The organism is Nonomuraea candida (assembly GCF_000725485.1).
In the GTDB taxonomy this organism is placed as follows: domain Bacteria; phylum Actinomycetota; class Actinomycetes; order Streptosporangiales; family Streptosporangiaceae; genus Nonomuraea; species Nonomuraea candida.
Map to the genome: position 1 here is coordinate 149,719 of NZ_JOAG01000026.1, position 23,798 is coordinate 173,516.

The following is a 23,798-nucleotide window of genomic DNA, read 5'->3' on the forward strand; positions in this document are numbered from 1 at the left end:
GGAAGGAGGGCCGGCATGGCCGTGTTGCTCGTGGGGACCTTCGACACCAAGGGCGAGGAATACGCCTACGTCCGCGATCTCGTCACCGCGGCCGGGCAGGAGGTCGTCCTGCTCGACACGGGCGTGCGGGGCGAGCCGGCCCCCGAGGGCGCGCCCGCGCTCGTCCCCGACGTGGCGGCGGCGGAGGTCGCCGAGGCGGGCGGGACGAGCCTGGCCCGGCTCAGGAGCGACGGCGACCGCGGCGCGGCGCTGCGCACGATGGCCGCGGGCGCGGCCAGGATCGCGGCCCGGCTGCACCGCGACGGGCGCGTGAGCGGCGTGCTGGCCCTCGGCGGCAGCGGCGGCTCCTCCGTCGCGGCGGCCGCCATGCGCGCCCTGCCCGTCGGCCTGCCCAAGCTGCTCGTCTCGACCATGGCCGCCGGCGACGTGTCCCCCTACGTGGGCGAGCGCGACGTGACGGTCATGTACAGCGTCGTCGACATCGCCGGGCTCAACTCGATCTCCCGCCGCATCCTGGGCAACGCCGCCGCCGCGATCGCCGCCATGGCGGCCGCTTACGACGCCCGCGCCGCCGGCCGGGAACGCCCGCGGATCGCCGCCACGATGTTCGGCGTCACCACCCCCGCCGTGGACGCCGCCCGCGCCCGGCTCGAAGAGCTGGGCTACGAGGTGCTCGTCTTCCACGCCACCGGGTCGGGCGGGCGCGCGATGGAGGCGCTGATCGCCGACGGATACTTCGCCGGGGTGCTCGACCTCACCACCACCGAGCTGGCCGACGAGCTCGTGGGCGGCGTCCTGTCCGCCGGGCCGGCGCGGCTGACCGCCGCGGGCGCGGCCGGCGTGCCGCAGGTCGTCAGCCTGGGCGCGGTGGACATGGTGAACTTCGGGCCGATGGAGACCGTGCCCGAGAGGTTCCGGGACCGGCGGCTGCTCGTGCACAACCCGACCGTGACGCTGATGCGCACCACCGCCGGCGAGTGCGCCGCGATCGGCCGGGAGCTCGGCACGAAACTGGCCGCCGCCACCGGGCCCGTCGCGCTGTTCGTGCCGCGCGGCGGCGTCTCCGCCGTCGACGTCGAAGGCGGCCCCTTCCACGACCCCGACGCCGACGCCGCCTGCTTCGCCGCCGCCCTGGCCGCCGTGGCGGGCGGCGACGTGCAGGTGGTGGAGAGCGAGGACGACATCAACCAGCCCCGGTTCGCGGTCGCCGCCGCCGACCGGTTGCACGAGCTGATCCAGAAGGGGGCGGCATGAACCGCGAAGAGGCACTCGGCAGGCTGCGCGCCGAACGCAAGGCCGGCCGGCTGATCATCGGGGGCGGCGCGGGCACCGGGCTGTCCGCCAAGGCCGCCGAGGCGGGCGGGGTCGACCTGCTCATCATCTACAACTCCGGCCGGTTCAGGATGGCCGGGCGCGGCTCGCTGGCGGGGCTGCTGCCGTACGGCGACGCCAACGCCATCGTGGTCGAGATGGCCGGGGAGGTGCTGCCGGTCGTCAAGGACACGCCCGTGCTGGCCGGCGTGTGCGGCACCGACCCGTTCCGGCTGATGCCGCAGTTCCTCGACCAGCTCAAGGCGATGGGCTTCACCGGCGTCCAGAACTTCCCCACCGTCGGCCTCATCGACGGCGTCTTCCGGGCCAACCTGGAGGAGACCGGCATGGGCTTCGGCCTGGAGGTCGAGATGATCCGGCTGGCGGCCGAGCGCGGCCTGCTCACCGCCCCCTACGTCTTCACCGCCGAGCAGGCCACCGCCATGGCCGAGGCGGGCGCCGACATCCTCGTGCCGCACATGGGCCTGACCACCAAGGGCAGCATCGGCGCCAAGACCGCGCTCACGCTGGAGGAGTCGGCCGCGCGCATCCAGGAGATGCACGACGCCGCCGTGGCGGTGAACCCCGACGTCATCGTGCTGTGCCACGGCGGCCCCATCGCCGAGCCCGACGACGTCCGCCACATCCAGGAGCACACCACCGGCATCGCCGGCTTCTTCGGAGCCTCCTCGATGGAGCGCCTGCCCGCCGAACGCGCCATCGCCGACCAGCTGCGCGCCTTCAAGGCCCTCTGACCCGAGACCGCCGACCGGCTCCGGGCCCGCGCGGCCCGTGGCCGGTGGACCACCGACCGGCTCCGGGCCCGCGCGGCCCGTGGCCGGTGGACCACCGACCGGCCCCGAAGCCCGCCGACCCCGAAGGAGCACGCCATGCACCGCCGCCCGGACGCCGTGCCGACCATGCAGTTCGGCTGGGGCTCGATCAAGTGGCACATCACGCCGGGCACCGTGCCCGGCGCGTCGTCCACGTTCGGCGAGGTCGTGATCAACCCCGGCCAGGGGCACGACCGCCACCGGCACCCCTTCTCCGACGAGGTGCTCTACATCGTCGAGGGGGAGGGCCGGCAGACGGTCGGCGACGGGCCCGAGTTCGCGGTCCGCGCCGGCGACGCCGTCTACATCCCCATGGGGACGGTGCACTCGACGTTCAACACCGGGTGGCGCCCCATGCGGATCATCGCCACGTACACCCCGGGCGGGGCCGAGGACGCGCTGCGCGACCTGCCCGACTTCGTCGAGCTGGCGCCCGGCGAGCAGCCCGCCTGGGAGGCCGTCAATCGCCGGTGATCTCCCCTTCCTGACGCTTTGATCATTCGCCCCTGTTCTGTCGGCCCGCTCCGGTAAGTTCCCGGATCAATTGATCAGCCGGCCGTACGGGCACGGGCACTTCCGCCTGCGCTCATGAGCCGGCGGGCGGGAGGTTCTGAAGTCGTGGACGCGGACATAACCGCGTGGGAGCAGCGCAGCTCGGTGCGGGTCGTGCCGCCGGTCCAGCCGCGCAAGCTGGCGAAGGTGCCCTTCGTCGAGCTGGCCGACGGCCGGTTGCAGGGAGTCGTGTCGAGCGGGTCCGACATCGAGCGGGTCTACGTCTCGTCGATCACCGCCGGCACCCACACGCTGAGTTGCAGCACCAACAACAACCGTCCGTGCGGCGCGCTGCACGGTTACGCGTGCAAGCACATCTGCATGCTCGCCGACGAGGCCGTCGTGCAGTACGGCCTGGACCGGGTGGCCCGCTACCTGCGGGTCGAGGTGCCCGAGGGCGGCGACCTGATGAGTCACGTCAAGGGGCCCGTCGAGCGCACCCCGGCGGCCGTCGTGTTCAGCCGGTTCCTGCGCCACCTGGCCTACCTGGAGGTGCCCGACAGCACCGAGCCGCTGGCCGAGCTGCACTGGTTCCCGGCGACGGGGGCGGTGCGGTGATGCGGGCCACAAGAGACGAGACGCGCGGGCCGGCCGGCGCACGGAGGCGGGCCGCCGGAGGCGCGGCCCGCCTTACGGGGCCGGTGACGGGAGACGAGACGCGCGGGCCGGGGCCGGTCGTGACAGGGAAGGCGGTGTGGTGATGCTCGACGTACAACTGAGTGAGCTGCTCGGCGACGCCCCCGCCGGGGTCGGCGAGGCGCTCGACCTGGTGGCGGGGTTCGACGACGCGCTCGCCCACGGGTTCGCCCGGATCGGCGAGGAGCCGGGCGCGGCGCTGGCCGCCCTGGCGGGCGCGCTGGCGGGCAGCCCCCTCGGTGAGCGCGTGAGCGAGGCCGTGGCGAAGGTGAGCGCCGGGTCGGTCGCCGACGAGCACCTGGCGGCGCTGGCCGGCGCGCGGGCGGCGCTGTTCGGATCGGTGCACGACGCCCTGCTCGGCCGCCTCGACGCCGCGCTGGGCCGCCCGCGCGCCGCCTGGGAGGCCGGCCCGGGCCGGGCGGAGACGCCCGGCAACCTGCTGGCCGGCTGCCGTGACTGGCTGCGCGAGCTGGCCATCGTGGGCTGGCGCGGCGTGGACCACGACCTGGTCTCCTCGGCCGACCGGACGATCGAGGCGCTGCTGGCCGTGCCGGAGCTGCGCGGCCTGGCGGTGCTGCTCGACGGGCTGGCGGCGGAGCTGCGGGCCTCGTCCCCGGTCGCCACGATGGCGCGGCTGCCCGCCCGCAGGTGGGCCGACCTGTGGACGCGCGCCCTGCTGCTGGCCCAGCAGGGCCCGTGGCACGGCGGCGCCGAGCAGGTCTCGGGCCGGCTGCTGATCCTGGGCGCCGACGTGCACGAGCACGCGACGGTCGTCCGCGTGCAGGTTCACGGCATTCTGGAGCGCAACGGCGGGCCGGCCGGGCTCGTCCGCACCAGCGTGGCCGCCGCCAAGGTCGACACGATCGTCGGCCCGACGCTGTGGCGGCTGTTCGGCGGACAGCCGGTGCTGATGAGCGCGCTGGCCGGGCGCCGCAGCCTGGAGATCACGGACATGCCGCTGCTGCCCGGCGGCGACCTGGTGTGGCACGACGACCGGGCCCGCGCGGGCGAGGAGGCCGACCCGTTCGCCGTCGCCCGGGTGCAGCTCGCCTCCGTGACGGCGCCGGCGGTGACGCCGCTCGAACGCCACCCCGTACGCATCGCCGAGCCCGTCTTCGTCGAGGGCTACAAGAGCGACGGGCAGACGCTCACCCTGGGCGGCGACCGGCTCGCGCTCGACCTCGACCGGCTGCCGTCCTGCGGCCCGCTCACCCCGGCGCTGGTCAAGGCGTCCACGGCCTGCATCGGGCTGGTGCGCTGGGACGCCGGGCAGTGGTCGCTGCAGCCGCTGGCCGTGCAGACGGCGGTCAAGAAGCAGCCGGTCGCCGTGCACACCGGCGACTGGGCGCTGGGCCCCACCGACCCCAAGGCGGCCAAGGCCGAGACCAAGAACGGCGACGTGGTCGCCGTGCTGCGCGAGCGGGCGGGACGGCTGCTGCGGAAATGACCGAGATCACGGACACGACGCAAACCGGCGGCACCCCGCAAACCGGCGACACCACGCAGGGCGGCACCACGCAGGGCGGCACGACGCAGGGCGGGGCCGTGGCGGACGTGCAGAGCGCCGACCAGACCAGGCGTCAGGTGCTCTACTGGCGGCTGCTGTCCCGGCTGTTCGGCCCGGACGAGCAGCCCGCGCTGGAGAACGCCAGCCTCGGCATCGTCGGCGACCTCGACCTGCCGCACGCGCTGCTCGACCCAGGAGTTTCGATCGACAACCTGGTGCAGCGCTTCCCCGAGCTGGCCGCCGAGTTCCAGGGCCTGATGGCCGACCAGGAGCACGAGGCGGGCGACGAGGTGCGCCGCGCGGCGCTGGTCTCCAAGCTGCTGCTCAACGTGTTCGCCACGGGCACGGGCAACGTCACCGCGACCCGGCTGGAGAGCTGGAAGGCCGACGCGGGCTGGTTCGAGCGCGGCATGGGCTGCGAGCCCGGCGGCCTGCGCCACCGCGTGGGCGACGAGGAGCTGGCCAAGGTCCTGGCCGGCCTGGAGGGCGACCTGGTCAAGCGCATGCACCTGCGCGAGGTGCTCAACGACCCGGCGCTGGCCAGACAGCTCACGCCCAGCATGTCGCTCATCGAGCAGCTCCTGCACGACAAGTCCAACCTGTCGGGCGTCGCCCTGGCCAACGCCAAGGCGCTGATCCGCAGGTTCGTGGACGAGGTCGCCGAGGTGCTGCGCACCCAGGTGGAGAAGACCAGCGCCGGCGTCATCGACCGGTCGGTGCCGCCCAAGCGGGTCTACCGCAACCTCGACGTCGAGCGCACGATCTGGAAGAACCTCACCAACTGGAGCCCCGAGGACGAGCGGCTCTACGTCGACCGGCTCTTCTACAAGCAGACCGCCCGCCGCACCACCCCGGCCCGCCTGATCGTGGTGGTCGACCAGTCGGGCTCCATGGTGGACGCCATGGTCAACTGCACCATCCTGGCCTCGATCTTCGCGGGGCTGCCGAAGGTGGACGTGCACCTGATCGCGTACGACACCAGGGCGCTCGACCTGACCCCCTGGGTGCACGACCCGTTCGAGGTGCTGCTGCGCACCACGCTCGGCGGCGGCACCGACGGCACCGCCGCGATGGCGCTGGCCCGGCCGAAGATCAGCGATCCGCGCAACACCGTGATGGTGTGGATCTCCGACTTCTACGACAACCGCTCACTGATCAACGACTTCGAGGCGATCCACCGCTCGGGGGTCAAGTTCATCCCCGTCGGCTCGGTCAACAGCTCCGGCCACGCGAGCGTCGACCCGTGGTACCGCCAGAAGCTCAAGGGCCTGGGCACCCCCGTGATCTCGGGCCACATCCGCAAGCTCGTCTTCGAGCTCAAGAACTTCCTCACCTAGGAGAACGTGAAAATGAGTGACGACATGCTGCGCGCCCCGGCCGAAGTGAAGTACGCCGAGGAGCTCGACTACCTGGAGTCGATCGACGACGGCCCCAAGCCGTTCTCGTGGCGGCTCAGCCCCCGCATGATCCGGCTGTTCATCCTGGGCTCGGAGCGCTCGGACGGCATCGACAGGGAGATCCCGCAGAAGTGGTTCGGCGACCGCAGCTTCGTCGAGCGCAGCATCGTGACCCTGGCCTCCGACCGGGGCCTGCTGCTCATCGGTGACCCGGGCACCGGCAAGAGCTGGCTGGCCGAGCTGCTGTCGGCGGCGATCAGCCGCAACTCGACCCTCGTGGTGCAGGGCACGGCCGGCACCACGGAAGACCACATCAAATACTCGTGGAACGTCTCCATGGTCATCGCCAAGGGCCAGTCCCGCGAGTCGATGATCCCCTCGCCGATCATGACGGCGATGGAGCGCGGCGTGATCGGCCGCTTCGAGGAGCTGACGCGTTCGACCAGCGACGTGCAGGACGCGCTGATCTCGATCCTGTCGGAGAAATACGTCTCCATCCCCGAGCTCGACGACGACAACATCGTCTTCGCCCAGCCCGGCTTCTCCATCATCGCCACCGCCAACAGCCGCGACCGTGGCGTCAACGACCTGTCCTCGGCCCTCAAGCGGCGCTTCAACTTCGTCCGCATCCCGGTGGTGACGAACAAGAAGAGCGAGGCGGAGATCGTCCGCTTCCGCACCGAGGAGCTGCTGCGCCGGCACCGCATCGAGCTGGACCTGCCGCCCACGCTGCTGGACATCCTGCTGCAGAGCTTCGCCGACCTGCGCTCGGCGGCGGCCTCGGCCACCAGCGACGACGACAAGCTGGAGTCGGCGCTGTCCACGGCCGAGCAGATCGGCGTGCTGGAGGACGCCATCCTGCACAGCCACTTCTTCGGCGACCGGGTGCTGCGCGCCCAGACGCTGGCCGGGTCGCTGGTCGGCTCGCTGGCCCGGCGCAGCCCCGAGGACCTGGCCATCCTCAACAAGTACTGGCACGGCGTCGTCGAGCCGCGCAGCAAGAAGGACGGCGGGGAGTGGCCGGAGTTCCTCGAGGGCGGCCGCGAGGCCATCAAGACCCTCTCATGACCGGCAGCCAGACGAGCGTCCGGGACGACCGCGGCCAGGCGGGCCCCTTCGGGGAGCTCCGCGGCCAGCTCCTCGACGCCGCCGAGAAGTTCGCGGGCGGCCCCGTCGCCGTGTCCGGCATCCTGTCGGGCCTGGTCGACGACGTGGACCGGGCGCTGCGCGAGGAACTGGAGATCTTCCCCGTCTGCCACCACTCGCCGGCCTCCGCGCTGGCGATGGTGCGCAGGCTGCGCGAGAAGCAGCCGAAGGTCATCTACCTGGAGCTGTGCGAGGACCTCCAGCCGCTGCTGACCGAGCTGCGCAACTGCACGCTGCCGGTGGCGGTGCAGGCGTTCGCCACCGACATCGACGGGTTCCCGCAGACGTGGGCGCCGCTCAGCGTGGTGGCGCCCATCACCGAGGCGTCGGCCGAGTACCAGGCCATCGCGTACGCGCTCGACACCCCCGGCGTCGAGCTGGTGCTGGTGGACCGCTCGACCGACCACGTCTTTCAGTGGGCGCCCAAGGAGGACCCGTCCGGCGCCCCCAAGGAGGAGGAGGCGGGCCTGCACGGCGACGCCGTCGGCGTCGAGATCGGCGACCTGCGCCCCCGCTTCGCCGAGCTGGAGGAGCACCTGCTGCACCACGGCAAGGTGCGCCACTGGTCGGAGTGGTGGGACCAGTACGTCGAGCAGCCCCTGTCCGGCGCCGACTACGACACCTACCGCCAGGTCATGGTGCTCATCGGCAGCCTGTTCCGCCGGCTCGGCCCCGGCGGCGACCGGCTGCGGGTGGACGAGGAGCGCGAGCGCTACATGTGGACCAGGATGCGCGAGCACCTGGCCGCCTCCGGCGCCGACCCGGCCGACTGCCTCTACGTGTGCGGCGCCTTCCACGCCGCCAGCCACGTCGAGCAGTTCGGGGTGCGCTCCACGGCCCCCTACGAGATCAGCCCGCGCACCGGCACGAAGTGGCTCTACGGCCTCATCCCGTCCAGCCACTCGGCGATCGAGGCGCAGTTCGGGCTGGCCTCGGGCTCGGTGTCGATCGCGGCGGCGACCTGGGCCAAGGCCCTGACCCGGGGGCGGCTGACCCCGTTCAGGCTGGCCGGGCAGAAGGGCGCGCGCAAGAGCGCCGCCAAGCTGCCCCCGCCGCAGCCGAAGGGCGAGGTCGCCGACAAGCTGACCGGGTTCCTGTCCAGCCCGCCGGCGCTCGACGCGCTCGACGAGGCGGAGCTGCTCGGCTGGTCGGTCGACATCGTCCGGCTGGCCCGCCGCAACGGCTACCTGGCCAGCACCGCCGACGCGATCGCGGTCTACGAGACCTCGATCCTGCTGGCGGGCATGCGCAACCGGGCCAGGCCCACGCCGTACGACTTCCAGGACGCCGCCGTCACCTGCATCGAGAAGGACGTCGTGCCGGGGCGGCGCGACGTGCGGCGGTTGTGCGAGATCCTGCTCGGCGGCGACCGCATCGGCGAGGTCGGCTACGACGCGATGCCGCCGCTGGCCAGGAACGTCTACGACCGGCTCGCGCCGCTCGGGCTCGACCTGGAGAAGCGCACGATCCAGCGGGCGCTGCTCGACCTCAACGCCGAGCCCGAGCTGGTGCCCTGCTCCGACCTGCTGTGGATGCTGCGCTACCTGCTGCCGTCCGACGCGGTGCGGCCCATCATGGGCGAGCGCCGGCTCGGCGAGCGCTCCATCCAGGAGAGCTGGGACCTGGCGTTCGGCAAGCACCAGCGCTCGATCATCGAGCTCGGCTACGAGGGCGTCACCATCGAGCAGGTGGTCGAGCAGCGGCTGCGGCGCTCGGTGTGGGACCAGAAGGCCACCGCCGCCACCGCGCTGGCGGCGGTGGAGGACTCGATCCTGTTCCTGGGCAGCCGCCGCTTCACCGACGAGCTGGGGGTGCGGGCGGTCGAGCTGCTCGCGGCCGAGCGCACCGTGGACGACGCGCCCGACGTGCTGCGCCGGATCCGGCGGCTGCTCGCCTACTACCGGAGCACCGAGCCGGAGCTGCCGGCCTGGTGCGAGGCGTTCGTGACGGCCGGCTACGCGCACTACTGCACGCTGCTGCCGACGGCCTTCGTGGCCGACGACACCGGCGTGCGGCAGGTGGGGGCCATGCTGGGCTTCCTGTTCAGCATGGAGAGCCTGGCCCTGGCGCTGGGCTGCGACCGGGCCCAGCTCGAACTGGCCGTGCAGCAGTCCCACCCGGAGGCGCCCGACAAGGTGGCGCTGTTGTGGGCCGCGCACCACCAGCTCGGCCTGCTGCCGCTGGCCGAGCTGCGCGCCCGGGTCGACGAGCTGCTGGCCAACCCGCTGGTGATCCCGTCGTTCCCGCTCTACATCACCGGGTTCGTGCAGGCGATGGAGCCGGCGCCGGGGTTGTCGGGGTTCGTGGTGGAGGTGATCTCGAAGGCGTTCGGGCGGCTGCCGGACAACGTGCTGCTGCCGTGGCTGCCCAAGCTGATCACCGTGCTGCGCGACGGGGCGGCGGAGCTGGTGCCGGTCCTCGTCCGCGAGGCCGGGCGCACGTTCCCCGGCTCGCTGACCGCCGTGGACGCCTGGGTGCCGCCGTGGAGCGAGCGCCCCGAGCCGCTCGCCGCCGCGAGCGCCGCGCCGGTGGCGTCCGGGCCGGTGGCCTCGCTGCTGCGGGAGCATCCGGCCGCCTGCGACGCGGTGGCCGGGCTGCTCGGATGCGAGGGCGAGTGGCGCGTGGCCGGGGAGGGCCCCGCCGGGCATCGGGAGGTGCGCGCGCTGCTGGCCGCGCATCCGGAGCCGGCGCTGGCGGTGGCGGGGCTGCTGTCCTGACCCTGCTCTGACGCGCGGGCGCGGTCTGGCGCGGCGCGGTTCGCGCGGTCTGGCGCGGTTCGTGCGGTGCGGCGCGGCGCGTGCGGGTGTGGCGCGGCGCGGTTCGCGCGGTGTGGCGCGGTGGGGTTCGCCCCGCCGCGCCACGGACGTCCTGGGAGCGCTGAGAGGAGGCGGGGGAGGTCGGGGCTCATGCGCGATCACCGCTCACACCGACAGATACGGCGACCCCTCGACCGAGGTTCACCGAACACGAAAGAACCCCGCGATCCCCCGCCACCCTCCAGGCGACCCTCCACGACCACCTGCCCCGGACCGTCTCAAGCGGTGACGGGTGGGAGGAGGGCGGTCAGCGGCCGTAGACGAGCTTCGGGGGTCTGCCTCCGTAGAGCCGGCTGACGGTGACGAACGTGTAGCCCCGCGCGGACAGGCGCTTCAGCACCTTCGGCATGGCGGCCACCGTCGTGGGGTGGATGTCGTGGAAGAGGATGACGCTGCCGGGGCGTACCGACTTGAGGGTCTTGCGGGCCACCCGGGAGCTGTCGCGGTGCAGCCAGTCCAGGGTGTCCACGCTCCACATCACCAGTGGCCGCCTGGTCTGCTTGCGTACGGCCGCGTTGAACGCCCCGTACGGCGGACGCACCAGCTTGGGCCGGACCCCGATCGCCGCCTTGATCGCCCGGTCGGTACGCGCGAACTGGGCGCGCACCTTGGCGGCCGGCAACGTCGTCAGGTCCGGGTGCGACCAGGTGTGGCTGCCGATCTCGTGCCCCGCCGCGTACGTCCTGCGCACGATGGCCTGGTTCGCCGCCACGTTCCGGCCCACGACGAAGAACGTGGCCCGCGCCCGGTAGGCGGCCAGGTGGCGCAGCAGCGCGTCCGTGTGCCGGCCGGGGCCGTCGTCGAAGGTGAGCGCCACGCACTTGGCACGCTTGCAGTCCACCCTCTCGCCCGCCGCGCCGGCGACCGGCTTGGCGTCCTTGACGGTGGGCGCGCCGGCCGCCTTGGTCCGGGACGCCGCGACGGTCCTCGTGGTGGCCGAGGCCGGGTCGGGTGCGGCGGTAGGCCCGCCCGTCCCGCAGACCGCCGCCACCAGGGCCGTCACCGCGACGGTCCCGGCCGTCCCCCGTCGCATGCCGGCCGTCAAGGGCCGGCGCGGCCGCGCGCCGATCTTCATGCGTCCCCCTCCACGCACCGCCCCCGGTGCGTCCCCCTGAATGACGGTCCTGGCCACCCCCGGACAGGACCGTTCCAACGGGTTGGACTACCGTCTTCCGCACCTGGTTCGCGAAAGACGGCATTTCGGATCACTGCGGCGCGGGCCCTTGACAGCCGTCCGGGGCTGGTCTTCTCTCGACCCATCGGGGCCGGAAGGGGAGCCCTCGCGGACATTCCCGGGAAACCCGGCACGTCCGCGACTCCTTCCCGGCCCGCCGGGGTCGGGAGGGGAGTCCTGGCATGTCCGCGATCCGCCGGTCGGTCCGTGCCCTGATCGTCGCCGTCCTGGTCGCCGCGGGGCTGGTCGCCGTCCCCGCCGCGGCCGCGCCGGCCCGGGCGCCCGCACCGGGCGGGCCGGGCGCGGCCGCGCACTTCGGCCTGGCGCGCAAGGACTGCCTCGGCACCTCCGCCGGCCGCGCCTCCAAGGTCTGGTACACGGTCGCGGGCGGCGTCCTGTCCGACGTGTACGAGCCCACGATCGACAACACCAACGTCGAGACCCTGCAGTTCGTGGTGACCGACGGCCGCACGTTCACCGGCCTGCAGTCCCGCGACACCACCTACCGGGTCGCCACCGATGGCTCCGGCATGACCTGCACCATCACCTCGACCGACAGGTCCGGCCGCTACCGCCTGACCACCACCTACGTCACCGACCCGGACCGGAACGCCGTGGTCGTGCGCACCCGGCTGGAGCCGCCCACCCTGCGGCTGTACGCGCGCCTCGACGCGAGCGTGAACGGCCACGGGGGCGGCGGCGCGCCCAACGGCGGCGCCGACAGCGGCGCGGTGGACGGCGCCACCGGCGCCCCGGTCGTCTGGGACGACACCACCGAGACCTCCGCCCCGGCCCGCGACTACGCCGTCCCCACCCACCTGGCGCTGCGCGCGGAGCGCCGGCTGCCGGAGGCGAGCGTCGGCTACGCGGGCACGCCCGGCGACGGCCTGGCCCAGCTCGACGCGGCTCGCGCGCTGACCCCGTACACCGAGGCCCCGGCCGGCAACGTGGTCGCCACCGCCCGGCTGCCGATCGACGCCAGGGGCGAGGTCACGTTCGCGCTCGGCTTCGGCCGCGACCGGGCCGCCGCGCTGCGCACCGCCGGCGCGGCCGTGGCCCGCCCCTTCGCGAGCACCCGCGCGCGGTACGAGGCCGGCTGGGCCGCCTACGACGCCGGGCTGCGCCGGCCGCCGAAGGAGCAGGCCGGCTTCTACCGGCTGTCGGCGAACGTGCTCAAGGCCGGCGAGGACAAGACCTTCCCCGGCGCCGTCGTGGCGTCCCTGGCCAGCCCGTGGGGGCAGGCCGTGCGCGCGAACGAGCTGCCCGGCGGCCGGCCCGTCTACTTCGGCTCCTACCGCGAGGTGTTCGCCCGCGACCTGTACGAGGCGTTCACCGGCTTCCTCGCCGCCGGCGACGTGGCGACCGCCCGCGCCACCGTGCGCTTCCTGCTGGAGCGCCAGCAGTTGCCCGACGGCCGCATGCCGCGCAACTCCTTGCTCAACGGCGAGCTCGCGCCCGACTCCGGCGGCGACCAGCTCGACGAGACCGCCTACCCGCTGCTCATGGCCTACCAGGCCGGGCTGGCGGGCGACGCGCGGCTGTGGCCGGGGGTGCGGGCGGCGGCCGACTTCGTGCTCTCGCGCGGGCCTGCGTTCGGCGTGGAGCGCTGGGAGGAGCAGTCGGGCCACTCGCCGTCCACGATCGCGGCGGAGATCGCCGGGCTGGTGGCGGCGGGGGAGATCGCCGACCGGCAGGGCGACCGGGCGCGCGCCCGGCTCTACCGGGCCACCGCCGACCACTTCGCCCGCTCGGTCAAGAAGTGGACGGTCACCACGACCGGCCCGTACGCGCCCCGCTACTTCCTGCGCCTGTCCAGGAACGGCGACCCGGACGCCTCCGTCTCCTACAACCTGGGCAACGGCGGCCCCACCGAGGACCAGCGGCGCGTCGTGGACGCGGGCTTCCTGGAGCTGACCCGGCTCGGCATCCTGCCGCCCGGCGACCCCGACGTGCTGGCCAGCCTGCCCGTGGTGGACCGGGTGATCGGGCGCGAGACGGCGCGCGGCCCCGGCTGGTACCGCTACGGCAGCGACACCCCCGGCACCGAGGACGGCTACGGCGACTGCCACGAGCCCGACCCCACCTCCTGCGCGCCGTCGGGCCGGCCGTGGCCGGCCGGCAACACCGGCTCGGGCCACGTGTGGCCGGTCCTGGCGGGGGAGCGGGCCGAACAGGCGCTGCAGACCGGCGACCGGGCCACGGCGGCGTCGCTGCTGGCCGCCATGCGGGCGATGGCGTCGGGCACCGGGCTGATCCCCGAGCAGGCGTGGGAGAACCCGGACCTGGCCGCGTCGCCGTACGGGACCGACCCCGCCGTCGCGTCGATCGGCTTCCGCGACGGCGGGCCCGCCGGCTCGGCCTCGCCCCTGACCTGGGCGCAGGCCCAGGCCCTCCGGCTCATCCTGTCCATGGGCGGCAACGAGCCGGTCGAGCAGCCCGGCGTCGTGCGCCGCCGCTACGCCGACCCGCCCGGGGCCGCGCCGCTCACCCTCACCGCCCCGGCCGACGGCGACGCGGTCGCCGGCACGACGGTGCCCGTCACGGGCACGACCGCGCCGGGCGCGCGGGTGGACCTGGCGGCCACCCCGGTCGACACCGGCGCGCCCACCCAGGTCGTCTCGGTACGGGCGGGCGCGGACGGCGCCTTCTCGGCGCGGGCCCCGGTCTCGTTCGGCGAGGTCGTGCTCACCGTGACCGCCACCACGGGGGACGGCCGCACCGGGCACGCGCGCCGCACGGTCGTCGGCGACATCGCGGACGCCACGACCGTGCTCGACGTCACCGACCCCGACGGCGACGACGACGGCCCCGGCACCTACGCCTACCCGACGGCCGCCGACTTCCGCGACGGGGCGTTCGACCTGCGCAGGTTCCAGGTCATCACGGACGAGACCACCGTCTACCTGCGGGCCGGGCTGCGCGACCTCACCCCCACGTTCGGCAGCCGGCTGGGCGCCCAGCTCCTCGACGTCTACGTCCAGGACCCGGCCGTGGCCACCCGCTCGACCGACCCGGCCTACCCCCAGCGCAACTACCGCATCGCCGGGCAGGACGCCTGGACGCAGCGGGTGGAGGCGCAGGGCTTCGCCGCGCCCGTCTGGGTGACGGCGACCGGCGCGGCGCGGGCCGGGGCGGCGGTGCGCGCGTCCGGCACGACGCGGACGATCACGATCGCGCTGCCCAGAGCCGCCTTCGGCACGCCGGGGCCGGGGTGGCGCTTCGCCGTGGTGCTCACCGGGCAGGACGGCTACAGCGCCGACCAGGCCAGGGGGTTCGCGGCGACGCCGCAGCCGTACCAGTTCGGGGTCTGCGCCGAGGGCGGCACCGATCCGGTGTGCGCCGCCGACCCCGGCGCGGTGCCCAAGGCGCTCGACGTGATCGTCCCCGAGGGCCGGTCACAGGCGGACGTGCTGAACCCGCTGCGCGCCCCCGTCACCGTGCCTGCCGTCACCGTCCCCTGATCCTGAGGACGGCTGAGCAGCGCGGCGAAATGTGACAGGCGGCGGCGCCCGGATTCCGGATTCAGGCGAAGCGCTCCACGGTGACGGGGATCAGGCCCTGGTCGCGCACCGCCTGCCGGTGGTGGTGCAGCAGCGCTCCCAGCGTGGTCATCGGGCCCGAGCCGAGCCGCGCGGTCACGTCCACGCACCAGGCGATGCCCGCCCCGATCCGGCGCAGCTCCCACGTGAACCCGTGGCCGCCGGCGCTGGCCGAGGCGGTGCCGACCACGCGGGGGTCGCCGGTGGGCTTCAGCCGCAGCGCCGTGCGCGCGTTGGCCAGGCCGTCCTCGCCGAGCTCCCCGGCGAACAGGATGCGGTAGCGGCGGGCCCCCGAGCCGCCGCCCAGGTTGAGCGGGGACGTGGTGGGCAACGACCGGCGCTCCTGGAAGAGCGTGCGCAGCCCCGCCTCCTCCGGCAGCTCACCGCCGCCGAGCAGCGCGAAGGCCCGGGACGCCTCCTGCCTGCTCACCGGCGTCACCCGGGCGCGCAGCGCCGTGTCGGCGCGGATGGCCCTGCTCAGCTCGGCGGAGGCGGACCAGGCGCCGATCTCCGGTTGCCACTCGGCGCCGTCGATGCCGACCGCCGTGTAGTCGTCACACAGGACGAATTCCTCCACCAGCAGCCCGGCGGGCGATCGATCGCCCGCCGCCGCGGAGATCAGGTAGTAATCCACCGGCCCATGATTGTGGGCGGCGGAACACCAGATCAAGATCATTGCAACGCGCCGCGGCGGCATGTCGCGCCACCGCACCCCGTCTCGTCACGAATGTCATGACCGGGTACGGCTACGGCGCCCGGCACGGCATCCGACCCCGGCCCCGCCGCGGGATCGAGACCGGCCGGGCTCAGCGCGGGATCCAGACCGTCGGGACCTCCGCGGCGTTCAGGGGCCGGCACACCAGCCGGAACGCCTCCTGCGGCATCGGCCTGACCCGGAAGCGGCCGGCCTCGTCGAGGGAGACGGTGCTGATGTGGCCGGACAGCGTCTTGACGTCCACGTCGCCGGGACCGCAGCAGAACCCCGGAGCCGTGGAGATGAGCTGACCGACGACCTCCTCCTCCGCGAACCCGAGCTCGATGATCGCCGTCGCCGAGGACAGCGTCACCAGCCGCACCACCGCGGTGTCCGCCCGGCTCGCCGACACCTCCTCCGGCGCGGCGAAGGCCGAGTCGTAGGTCAGGGCGGCCAGCTCCTCCTCCAGCGAGTGCACGGCGAACAACGCCTTGCCCACCGCCACGAACTCGGCCGGGACGCTCTCGGACTCGGCCAGCGCCCTTTTCAGGGCGGCCAGAAGCGCGTCGTCGCTCTCGCTCATCCACGGGCTCGCCATGGCTTCTCACCTTCCCGTGGTTCTCATGCCGACACCGGCCATATCCATTTCGGCGAGCTTCTTGCGCAGCGCCGCGAGGCTTCTGGCCCGCTGGGGGCCGATGCTGCCGATCGGCCGGTCGAGGCGGCGGCTGATCTCCTCGTAGCTGACCGGCGGATCCGCCATCAGGAGCAGAAGGAGCTGCCGATAGCGGTCGGGCAGCTGCGCGAACGCCTCGCGCAGCAGCGCGTTGTCCCGCTCGGCGGCGCTCTGCTCGAGCAGCTCGTCGAAGGGGTCGACCTGCTCGGACGGTTCTCTTTTGATCCGCTCCTCCGTACGTTCGAGCCTGCGCGTCGTCTGCACGACACGCAGGCACTCGTTCTTCGTGGTCCGCTCGAGCCAGCCGGGCAGGGCGGCCGGCTCGCGCAGCCGGCCGAGGTTCTCCAGCAGCCGCAACCACACGGTCTGCCCGACGTCGTCGGAGTCGAGCCGATCGAGCCCGTAGCGACGGCAGATCGACCAGACCAGCGGCGCGTACCGATCGACGATGGCATCCCAGGCCTGCTGATCCCCGTTGCGGGCGCGCAGGACCAGAGTGCTCACTGCCGATTCATCACCCATGGGGGCTCCCCGACGGTCTGCTACGCGTTGAGCTTGCGGACGCTGCCCTCGGCGACGAGTTTCCCCAGTGCCGTGAGCGCGCCCGCGCGGCCCTTCAGACCGCTGGCCGCCATCGTACGGGCGATCATCCCGGTCAGCGTCGCCGTGGCGAAAGAGGCGCCGGACCACTTCGCGAAGCCCTCGGGGAACTGGCGGGCCTCGGGGTTGGGGATCGGGTTGCCGTCGCCGTCCTTGAGGTCGCGCAGCAGGTTGCCGTGCGGGTCGCGGCGCTCGATCGAGACCTCGCCCCGCAGGTAGGGGCCGCGCACGTTGACGCCGGGCAGGCCGTAGCGCAGCCACGGCGGCGCCTGCGCCGGACGCTCGGGACCCTCGGGGTAGATCTTCGGGGTGAAGGGCGCCAGCTCGCCGTCGTCGGTGAGGCTGCCCACGGAGATCACCTCGGGCATGGCCGCCGGCCACGTGGGGGCGCCCCTGCTGAGGCCCTTGGGCAGGTCGGGCATCTTCTCCGCGTCGACGTTGCCGTGGTTGCCGCCCGCCGCGACGATCAGGGTGTCGGGGAACATCCGGACGATCGCGTCGAAGATGAGCGGCTTCCTGCCGTCGTCGGTGTGCAGCTCGCCCAGCGAGAGGTTGAGCAGGTCGGGCTTCATCCACGCGAACTCCGCCAACTCCTTGGCCAGGGTCCAGGAGTTGACGGAGGCCCCCGCGTCGAGGATCTGGCGCACGGTCACCCCGGCGCCAGGAGCCTGCCTCAGGATGAGCCCCGCTATCATGGTCGCGTGCCCCTCGGTGTGCTTGGGCGGCTCGCCCGTCGGCCGGAGCCGGTCCCGGGGCCGGGTCGCGACGGTCTTGTTCGCGAAATACGGATGCGCGTCGTCGAGCTGGGTGTCGAAGACGCCGACCGAGATGCCCTCGCCCACCTCCGCCGGGTGCAGGTCCCAGCCCGCGCCGTCCGCCGCGGTGGGATCGCCGTCGCCGCCGCCGTCGAGATACGGCTCGCCGCGCACCTGCGCGACGCGGTTCTTGCCCATGTCGGGCACATAACCTTCGAGCAGCTCGGCGAAGTGGTGCCGCAGCAGCGCGAGGATGCGGTCGATGGCGTTCGGCGAACGGGTGTACGACTCGTCCTTCGCGACATCGGGGTAATGCGCGAGGAGCTTGTCCGGCACGGCGTCCGGGTCGTCGATCTCGATGAGCGCGAGCCCGAGCGTTTCGCTCCTGTCCGCGACCGACGCGTGGGTGTGCGCGGCCAGCCTGTTCAGCTCTCCGCACACGAATTGGTCGTACGGCAGAGCCACCACGAGCCGGCCGGACTCGTAGATCTCGCGGGCTCCGAATGCAAGTCGCATGGTTGACGTTCCTTCCGGGGGGACGGTCGGTCGCCGCCTCGCCAGAAGCAGAAAGCGCTCGCCGACTCCTGATACACCTGCGGCCGAAAAAAAGTCCGTTGACACCCGAGAGCCCCGCACGCTTGGCTCAGGTGTGACCGTGAGTCCCGGCCAGGAGCGTGCCCGCGAGGCGCTGCGCCTGGCCGACACCGACCCGGCGCGATCGGTGCGCATGGCGGAGAGCGTCGCGCGCGACGCGCGGGCCGCCGGCGACCTGGCCTCCGCCGCCGTCGCCCTGCGCGCGGTGGGCCTGGCCAAGCTGCACCTGGAGGACCCCGACGCGTCGCTGCGGCGGCTGCGCGAGGCGGTCAAGCTGGGCCGGCGCTCCGGCTCGCAGGTGGTCGAGGCCGAGGCCCGCATGACGCTGGCGTTCGTGCTCAACGTGCGCGGCAAGCCGGCGGCGGCGCTGCGCGAGATCGACGCCGCGCTCGACGCCCTGGGCGGGGTGGAGTGGGCGCGGGCGCAGGCCCAGCGGGGCACGATCCTGGCCCAGCTCGGCCGGCTGGAGGAGGCCCACGAGGGCTACCAGACCGCGCTGCCGATCCTGCGCGCCGCCGGCGACCACCTCTGGGTCCAGCGCACGCTGCTCAACCGCGCCGTCATCCGCGGCCGGCGCCACCAGTTCGCCCGCGCCGAGGCCGACCTCGTCGAGGCGGGCGAGATCTGCGTGCGCCACGATCTCGGGTTCCGGCTCGCCTTCGTGTTGCAGAACCACGGCTGGATCAAGGCCGTGCAGGGCGACGCGCTGCCCGCGCTGCGGCTCCTCGACGAGGCCGAGCAGCGGCTGCGGGAGCAGAAGGCCCAGGTGGCCTGGCTGCTGATGGACCGCACCGAGCTGCTGTTGTCCCTGCGGCTCACGGCCGAGGCCCGCGAGAGCGCGCAGGCGGCCGTGGCCGCGTTCGAGCAGGAGCGGCGCTGGATCGGCCTGCCCGAGGCGCGGCTGCAGCTGGCCCAGGCGCTGACGCTCGACGGCGACCCCGACGCGGCGCTGCGCGAGGCCGGGCGCGCGGTCAGGGAGCTGACCCGCCAGCAGCGGCCGGAGTGGGCGGTGCTCGCCCGCTTCACCGCCTTCCAGGCGCGCCTGCGCAGAGACGGCCTGACCGCGCGCACCCGGCTGGACCAGGTCGAGGAGCTGGCGCAGGCCCTGGCCGCCGCCGGCTGGCAGACGGCCGCGGCCGAGGCGGCGATCACGGCCGGCAAGCTGGCGCTGGCCCGCGGCCGGGCCGAGCGCGGCGAGCGGCGGCTGCGCGAGGTCAGCGTCCGCCGCCGCCGCGGGCCCGCCCAGCTCCGGGCGCTCGGCTGGCACGCGGAGGCGCTGCTGCGGCTCTCGGCCGGCAACCGGCGCGGCGCCGCCCTGGCCGCGCGCACCGGGGTCAAGATCCTGGCCGAGCACGGCTCCACGCTGGGCGCCACCGACGTGCGCGCCCACGCCGCCGCCCACCAGGTCGAGCTGGCCGAGTTCGGGCTGCGCATCGCGCTGGAGGACGGGCGGGCGCGACAGGTGCTCGAATGGGCCGAGCAGGGGCGGGCGGGCCAGCTCATGTCCCGCCCGGTGCGGCCGTCCTCCGACCCGGCGCTGGCCGCCATGCTGGCCGAGCTGCGGCAGGTCATGGTCGAGATCAGGGACACCGCCGGCCGCACCACGCCGCCCCGCCTGCTGCACGAGCAGGTCGCGCTGGAGCGGCGCATCCGCGACCACTGCCGCACCCACCCCTCGCGCACCGGCCAGGGCCGCCTGCCCGGGCTCGACGTCGCCCGGCTGGAGGCGGCGCTGGGCGAGTCGGCGCTGGTGGAGTTCGTCTGCCTCGACGACTGCCTCCACGCGATCACGCTGGTGTCCGGGCGGCTGCGGCTGACCACGCTCGGCCCGGTCGGGCCCCTGCGCGACTCCATGGCCTTCCTGCCGTTCGTGCTCCAGCGGCTGATCAGCCCGCGCACCCTGGAGCCCAGCCGCGTGGCCGCCCGCCACCTGCTCGCCGACATCTCCGCCCGCATGGACCAGGCGCTGTTCGCGCCGCTGGCGGGGATCCTCGGCGACCGGCCGCTCGTCCTGGTGCCGACCGGCCTGCTGCAGTCCGTGCCCTGGTCGCTGCTGCCCTCCTGCACCGGCCGCCCGATCACCGTCTGCCCGTCGGCGGCCCTGTGGCACTCCGGCCGCGACTCGTCCGCCGGCCGGGACTCGTTCACCGGGCGGGACTCGTCCGCCGGCCGGGACTCGTCCGCCGGGCGGGAGCGGCAGCGGGTCGTCGTGGTGGCCGGGCCCGACCGGAGCGGGGCCGAGCTGCTCGGGGCGCACGAGGAGGCCACGGGCGTGGCCGCGCTGCACGGCGTCGAGCCGCTGCTGGGCGCCGACGCCAGCGTGCGCACCGTCATGTCCGAGCTGGACGGCGCCGCGCTGGCCCACCTGGCGGCGCACGGGCGCGTCCACTCCAGCAACCCGCTGTTCTCCTCGGTCCTGCTCTCCGACGGCCCGCTGACGGCCTACGACCTGGAGACCCTGCCCAGCGCGCCGGAGCTGGTGGTGCTGGCGGCCTGCGACGTCGGCCGCTCCGCCGTGCTGGCCGGTGACGAGCTGCTCGGGTTGTGCGCCACGCTGCTCGCCCAGGGCACCCGCCAGATCATCGTCCCGGTCATCTCCATCCCCGACATCGCGACCGCGCCCGTCATGATGGCCTTCCACCGCGCGCTCTCCTCCGGCATGACGGCCGCGCAGGCCCTGGCCACCGCCCAGACGTCCGTCTCCGACGACTCGGCCGCGCAGGTGTCGGCCCTGTCCTTCGTCAGCCTGGGCGCCGACGGCGGCCTGGGCACGAACGGGAGCCTGGGCGCGAACGGGAGCCTGGACGCCGAGGGGGCCTGGGCGTGAACGGGAGCCTGGGCGTCGGCGGCGGTCTCGGGGCCGGCGGCGGTCCGGGAGCGCGCTGAGCCGGAGCCCGCATGAGGGGTGCTGATTCGGGGCAGGGGTCGGCGCGGACCGTCGATGACGGTCATATGTGAATGACTGCCAATATGTCAGGCACGGGAGGCATCAACGATGCGGAACGGCCGGACCAGCCGGACCATGGCCGGCATCCTCGCGGCGGCGCTGCTCGTCACGGCGGGATGCACCTCATCGGGCGGCGGCGCGGGCGCCCCGGCCGGGTCCCAGCAGACGCGGGGCCCGGTGGCGAAACTGTCGATCACCCCCGCCGACGGCGCGAAGAAGGTCGCCCCCGACACGGGGATCAGCGTCAAGGCCAGTGGCGGCCGGGTCACGCAGGTGAGCGTCGCCGACGCCAAGGGCCGCGAGGTGAAGGGCGCCCTCGGCGCGGACGGGACGTGGCGGCCCAGGTGGCCGCTGCGGCCGTCGGCGGCGTACACGGTCAGCGCGGCGGCGACCGGCACCGACGGCAAGCAGGTGACCGGCACCTCCACGTTCACCACCCTGAAGCCCGAGCGGGTGCTGGAGAGCGGCATGTCCCCGCTGGACGGCGAGAAGGTCGGCGTCGGCATGCCCGTCCAGCTCCTGCTGTCCAAGCCGATCACGGCCAGGAAGTACCGGGCCGCGATCGAGCGCTCGCTGGAGGTGCGGATGTCGCAGCCGGTCGAGGGCGCGTGGAGCTGGGTGAGCGACCGGGAGGTGCAGTTCAGGCCACGCGAGTACTGGCCGGTGGGGCAGAAGGTGACGGTCGTGGCGCACCTGGCCGGGCTGCGGGCCGGGGCCGGGCTGTGGGGCACCAAGGACCGCCGCCTGACCTTCACCGTCGGGCCCGAGCACATCACCAAGGTCAACGCCAAGGCACACCGCGCGGTCGTACGGAAGGACGGCGAGGTCGTCAGGACCATCCCGGTCAGCCTGGGCAGACCGGGCGACGACAGCTACTCCGGCGTCATGATCGCCCAGGAGAAGACCCCCGACCTGGTCATGGACTCGGCGACGATCGGCGAGCCCGGCGAGTACCGCATCCGGACCAAGTGGAACGTCCGCATGACCTACAGCGGCACCTTCTTCCACTCCGCCCCCTGGTCGACCGACGCGCAGGGCAACTCCAACGTCAGCCACGGCTGCGTGAACGCCGCCCCCGCCGACGCCCGCTGGTTCTACGAGTTCACCCAGCGCGGCGACATCATCGAGGTCACCGGCACCTCCAGGAAGCTGGAGTTCGGCAACGGGCCCACGCCCTGGGCCAGGTCGTGGCAGGAGTGGCTGGCGGGCAGCGCGCTCGGCGAACCCGTCAACGGGTAGGAGTCGAAGCTCGCGCGGAGCGGGCGAACCGGTCGGCGGGTAGGAGCCGGAGCTCGCGTGGGGCGGGCGGACCGGTCGGCGGGTAGGAGCCGGGGCTTGCGCGGAGCGGGCGGACCGGACGCACACTGGTAGGACGACACCGCCGTCAAGGGAAGGCGTTGTGAGAGCGGGTGCCTACTGACTCAGGCGGGCGCGGGTTCGTCCGGCTCCCGACCGTCGCGCTGTGGCTGCTGGTCTGGACGTTGAACGTCTACGAGTTCCTGGTGGCCTTCTAGCCGCCCGTGCCGGCCCGCTTCGACGGCTGTCGCGGCCGGTACATGCCGCACTGCCACAACCCGGAGCACGAGGACATGGCGATGATGGCCGACAGCGAGGTGATCTGACCGCGCCGGGGCCCTCCCGATCATCCCGGCGAACTACTAAGTTGATCCCATAGGGGACATTCATCGGATGACATGAGCCCCCTCGTCTGATGGAGCTAGGAGCACGCATGCAGATCGTACGGTTCACAAGCCCTCTGACCGGCGCGGATGCCGTCGGCGTCGACGACGGCGGGCACGTGGTGGAGCTGACGGGCGTCACGAGCGTGGGTGAACTGCTCCGGTTGTCCTCCGATGAGCTGCGCGAGCGGTGCGCCGCCGCGGACGGGGCGCGGCACCCGTCCGGCTCCGTGGCGCTGCTGCCGCCCGTGGACGGGCGCATGGAGGTGTGGGCGGCCGGCGTGACCTACCGGCGCTCGCGCGAGGCCCGGGTGCTGGAGAGCGAGCGCGCCGCCGACGTGTACGAGCTGGTCTACGACGCCGAGCGGCCCGAGCTGTTCTTCAAGTCGGTGGCCTGGAAGGTCACCGGGGACGGCGGGCGCATCGCGGTGCGCGCCGACTCCGAGATCGACGTGCCGGAGCCGGAGTTGGGCCTGGTGCTGAACGCCCACGGCGAGATCGTCGGCTACACCATTGTGGACGACGTCAGCTCCCGCACCATCGAGGGGGTCAACCCGCTCTACCTGCCGCAGGCCAAGATCTACCTGGGCGCGTGCGCGGTGGGCCCGGCGATCAGGCCGGCGTGGGAGGTCGCCGACCCGTACGCGCTGGACATCTCGCTCGCCATCGCCAGGGCGGGGGAGACGGTCTGGGAGGGCAAGGCGAGCACCTCCCAGCTCAACCGCCGCCTCGACGACCTGGCGGGCTACCTGTTCAGGGCTGACGTCTTCCCCGACGGCGCGGTGCTGGCCACCGGCACCTGCCTGGTGCCCGACCTGCCGTTCACGCTGCGGGACGGCGACACGGTGACGATCGGCATCGCCGAGCTGGGCACCCTGACGACCAGCGTGGTCAGGGGCGTGCCGGAGCCGGCCGCCCGATGACGCGGACCGCCCCTCCGGA

General features: G+C 73.7%; 18 protein-coding genes. 13 read left to right on the forward strand and 5 right to left on the reverse strand.

Annotated elements, in window-relative coordinates; genetic code table 11:
• Positions 1–15 precede the first annotated feature (15 nt).
• The 8 genes from IO39_RS24710 to IO39_RS24745 all read left to right on the forward strand — a co-directional run bounded on the left by IO39_RS24710 (position 16) and on the right by IO39_RS24745 (position 10,099).
• The gene (locus tag IO39_RS24710; protein WP_043627653.1) at positions 16–1,254 is read left to right on the forward strand and encodes a Tm-1-like ATP-binding domain-containing protein; all 1,239 of its coding nucleotides are present in this window, start codon (positions 16–18) and stop codon (positions 1,252–1,254) included.
• Positions 1,251–2,066, forward strand: coding sequence for a phosphoenolpyruvate hydrolase family protein (locus IO39_RS24715; RefSeq protein ID WP_043627655.1), 816 nt, complete (start codon positions 1,251–1,253; stop codon positions 2,064–2,066). The genes IO39_RS24710 and IO39_RS24715 overlap by 4 nt, the downstream gene beginning before the upstream one ends.
• Before the next feature lie 135 nt (positions 2,067–2,201).
• Positions 2,202–2,618: a cupin domain-containing protein gene (locus tag IO39_RS24720; RefSeq protein ID WP_043627657.1), complete on the forward strand. Its 417-nt coding sequence runs from the start codon at positions 2,202–2,204 to the stop codon at positions 2,616–2,618.
• A 144-nt stretch (positions 2,619–2,762) separates the two neighbouring features.
• Positions 2,763–3,254, forward strand: coding sequence for a hypothetical protein (locus IO39_RS24725; protein WP_211267151.1), 492 nt, complete (start codon positions 2,763–2,765; stop codon positions 3,252–3,254).
• A 142-nt stretch (positions 3,255–3,396) separates the two neighbouring features.
• Positions 3,397–4,779, forward strand: coding sequence for a hypothetical protein (locus tag IO39_RS24730; protein ID WP_043627783.1), 1,383 nt, complete (start codon positions 3,397–3,399; stop codon positions 4,777–4,779).
• Positions 4,776–6,176: a VWA domain-containing protein gene (locus tag IO39_RS24735; protein ID WP_084773433.1), complete on the forward strand. Its 1,401-nt coding sequence runs from the start codon at positions 4,776–4,778 to the stop codon at positions 6,174–6,176. The genes IO39_RS24730 and IO39_RS24735 overlap by 4 nt, the downstream gene beginning before the upstream one ends.
• Positions 6,177–6,188: 12 nt before the next feature.
• Positions 6,189–7,304 (forward strand): ATP-binding protein, encoded by a 1,116-nt coding sequence (locus tag IO39_RS24740; protein WP_043627662.1) that lies wholly within the window; start codon positions 6,189–6,191, stop codon positions 7,302–7,304.
• Positions 7,301–10,099: a DUF5682 family protein gene (locus IO39_RS24745; protein ID WP_052423330.1), complete on the forward strand. Its 2,799-nt coding sequence runs from the start codon at positions 7,301–7,303 to the stop codon at positions 10,097–10,099. Before IO39_RS24740 ends, IO39_RS24745 begins: the two co-directional genes overlap by 4 nt.
• Before the next feature lie 346 nt (positions 10,100–10,445).
• Here IO39_RS24745 and IO39_RS24750 read toward each other — a convergent pair whose 3' ends face one another.
• Positions 10,446–11,273 (reverse strand): polysaccharide deacetylase family protein, encoded by an 828-nt coding sequence (locus IO39_RS24750; protein WP_245642192.1) that lies wholly within the window; start codon positions 11,271–11,273, stop codon positions 10,446–10,448.
• Positions 11,274–11,554: 281 nt separating this feature from the next.
• Between IO39_RS24750 and IO39_RS24755 the strand changes: the two genes are divergently transcribed.
• Positions 11,555–14,833 carry a glucodextranase DOMON-like domain-containing protein gene (locus tag IO39_RS24755; RefSeq protein ID WP_211267152.1) on the forward strand — a complete coding sequence of 1,093 codons (3,279 nt, stop codon included), beginning with the start codon at positions 11,555–11,557 and terminating at the stop codon, positions 14,831–14,833.
• Positions 14,834–14,894: 61 nt separating this feature from the next.
• Here the strand turns inward: IO39_RS24755 and IO39_RS24760 are convergent, their stop codons facing one another.
• From IO39_RS24760 to IO39_RS24775, 4 genes are all read right to left on the reverse strand, one after another.
• Positions 14,895–15,545: a hypothetical protein gene (locus IO39_RS24760; RefSeq protein ID WP_043627663.1), complete on the reverse strand. Its 651-nt coding sequence runs from the start codon at positions 15,543–15,545 to the stop codon at positions 14,895–14,897.
• 172 nt (positions 15,546–15,717) lie between these two features.
• Positions 15,718–16,203: a hypothetical protein gene (locus IO39_RS24765; protein ID WP_043627665.1), complete on the reverse strand. Its 486-nt coding sequence runs from the start codon at positions 16,201–16,203 to the stop codon at positions 15,718–15,720.
• A gap of 6 nt (positions 16,204–16,209) precedes the next feature.
• Positions 16,210–16,785, reverse strand: coding sequence for an RNA polymerase sigma factor (locus IO39_RS24770; RefSeq protein ID WP_211267153.1), 576 nt, complete (start codon positions 16,783–16,785; stop codon positions 16,210–16,212).
• A gap of 38 nt (positions 16,786–16,823) precedes the next feature.
• Positions 16,824–18,152 (reverse strand): S8 family peptidase, encoded by a 1,329-nt coding sequence (locus IO39_RS24775; protein WP_043627670.1) that lies wholly within the window; start codon positions 18,150–18,152, stop codon positions 16,824–16,826.
• Between the two features lie 139 nt (positions 18,153–18,291).
• On the opposite strand from IO39_RS24775, the gene IO39_RS24780 reads away from it, so the two are divergent.
• The 4 genes from IO39_RS24780 to IO39_RS24790 all read left to right on the forward strand — a co-directional run bounded on the left by IO39_RS24780 (position 18,292) and on the right by IO39_RS24790 (position 23,779).
• Positions 18,292–21,057, forward strand: coding sequence for a CHAT domain-containing protein (locus tag IO39_RS24780; protein WP_169789111.1), 2,766 nt, complete (start codon positions 18,292–18,294; stop codon positions 21,055–21,057).
• 168 nt (positions 21,058–21,225) lie between these two features.
• Positions 21,226–22,416, forward strand: a complete 1,191-nt coding sequence (locus IO39_RS24785; protein WP_043627672.1) for a L,D-transpeptidase — start codon at positions 21,226–21,228, stop codon at positions 22,414–22,416.
• 281 nt (positions 22,417–22,697) lie between these two features.
• Positions 22,698–22,799 (forward strand): multicopper oxidase domain-containing protein, encoded by a 102-nt coding sequence (locus IO39_RS59030; protein WP_281200130.1) that lies wholly within the window; start codon positions 22,698–22,700, stop codon positions 22,797–22,799.
• Between the two features lie 107 nt (positions 22,800–22,906).
• Positions 22,907–23,779: a fumarylacetoacetate hydrolase family protein gene (locus tag IO39_RS24790; protein WP_043627676.1), complete on the forward strand. Its 873-nt coding sequence runs from the start codon at positions 22,907–22,909 to the stop codon at positions 23,777–23,779.
• The last annotated feature ends 19 nt before the right edge of the window (positions 23,780–23,798 follow it).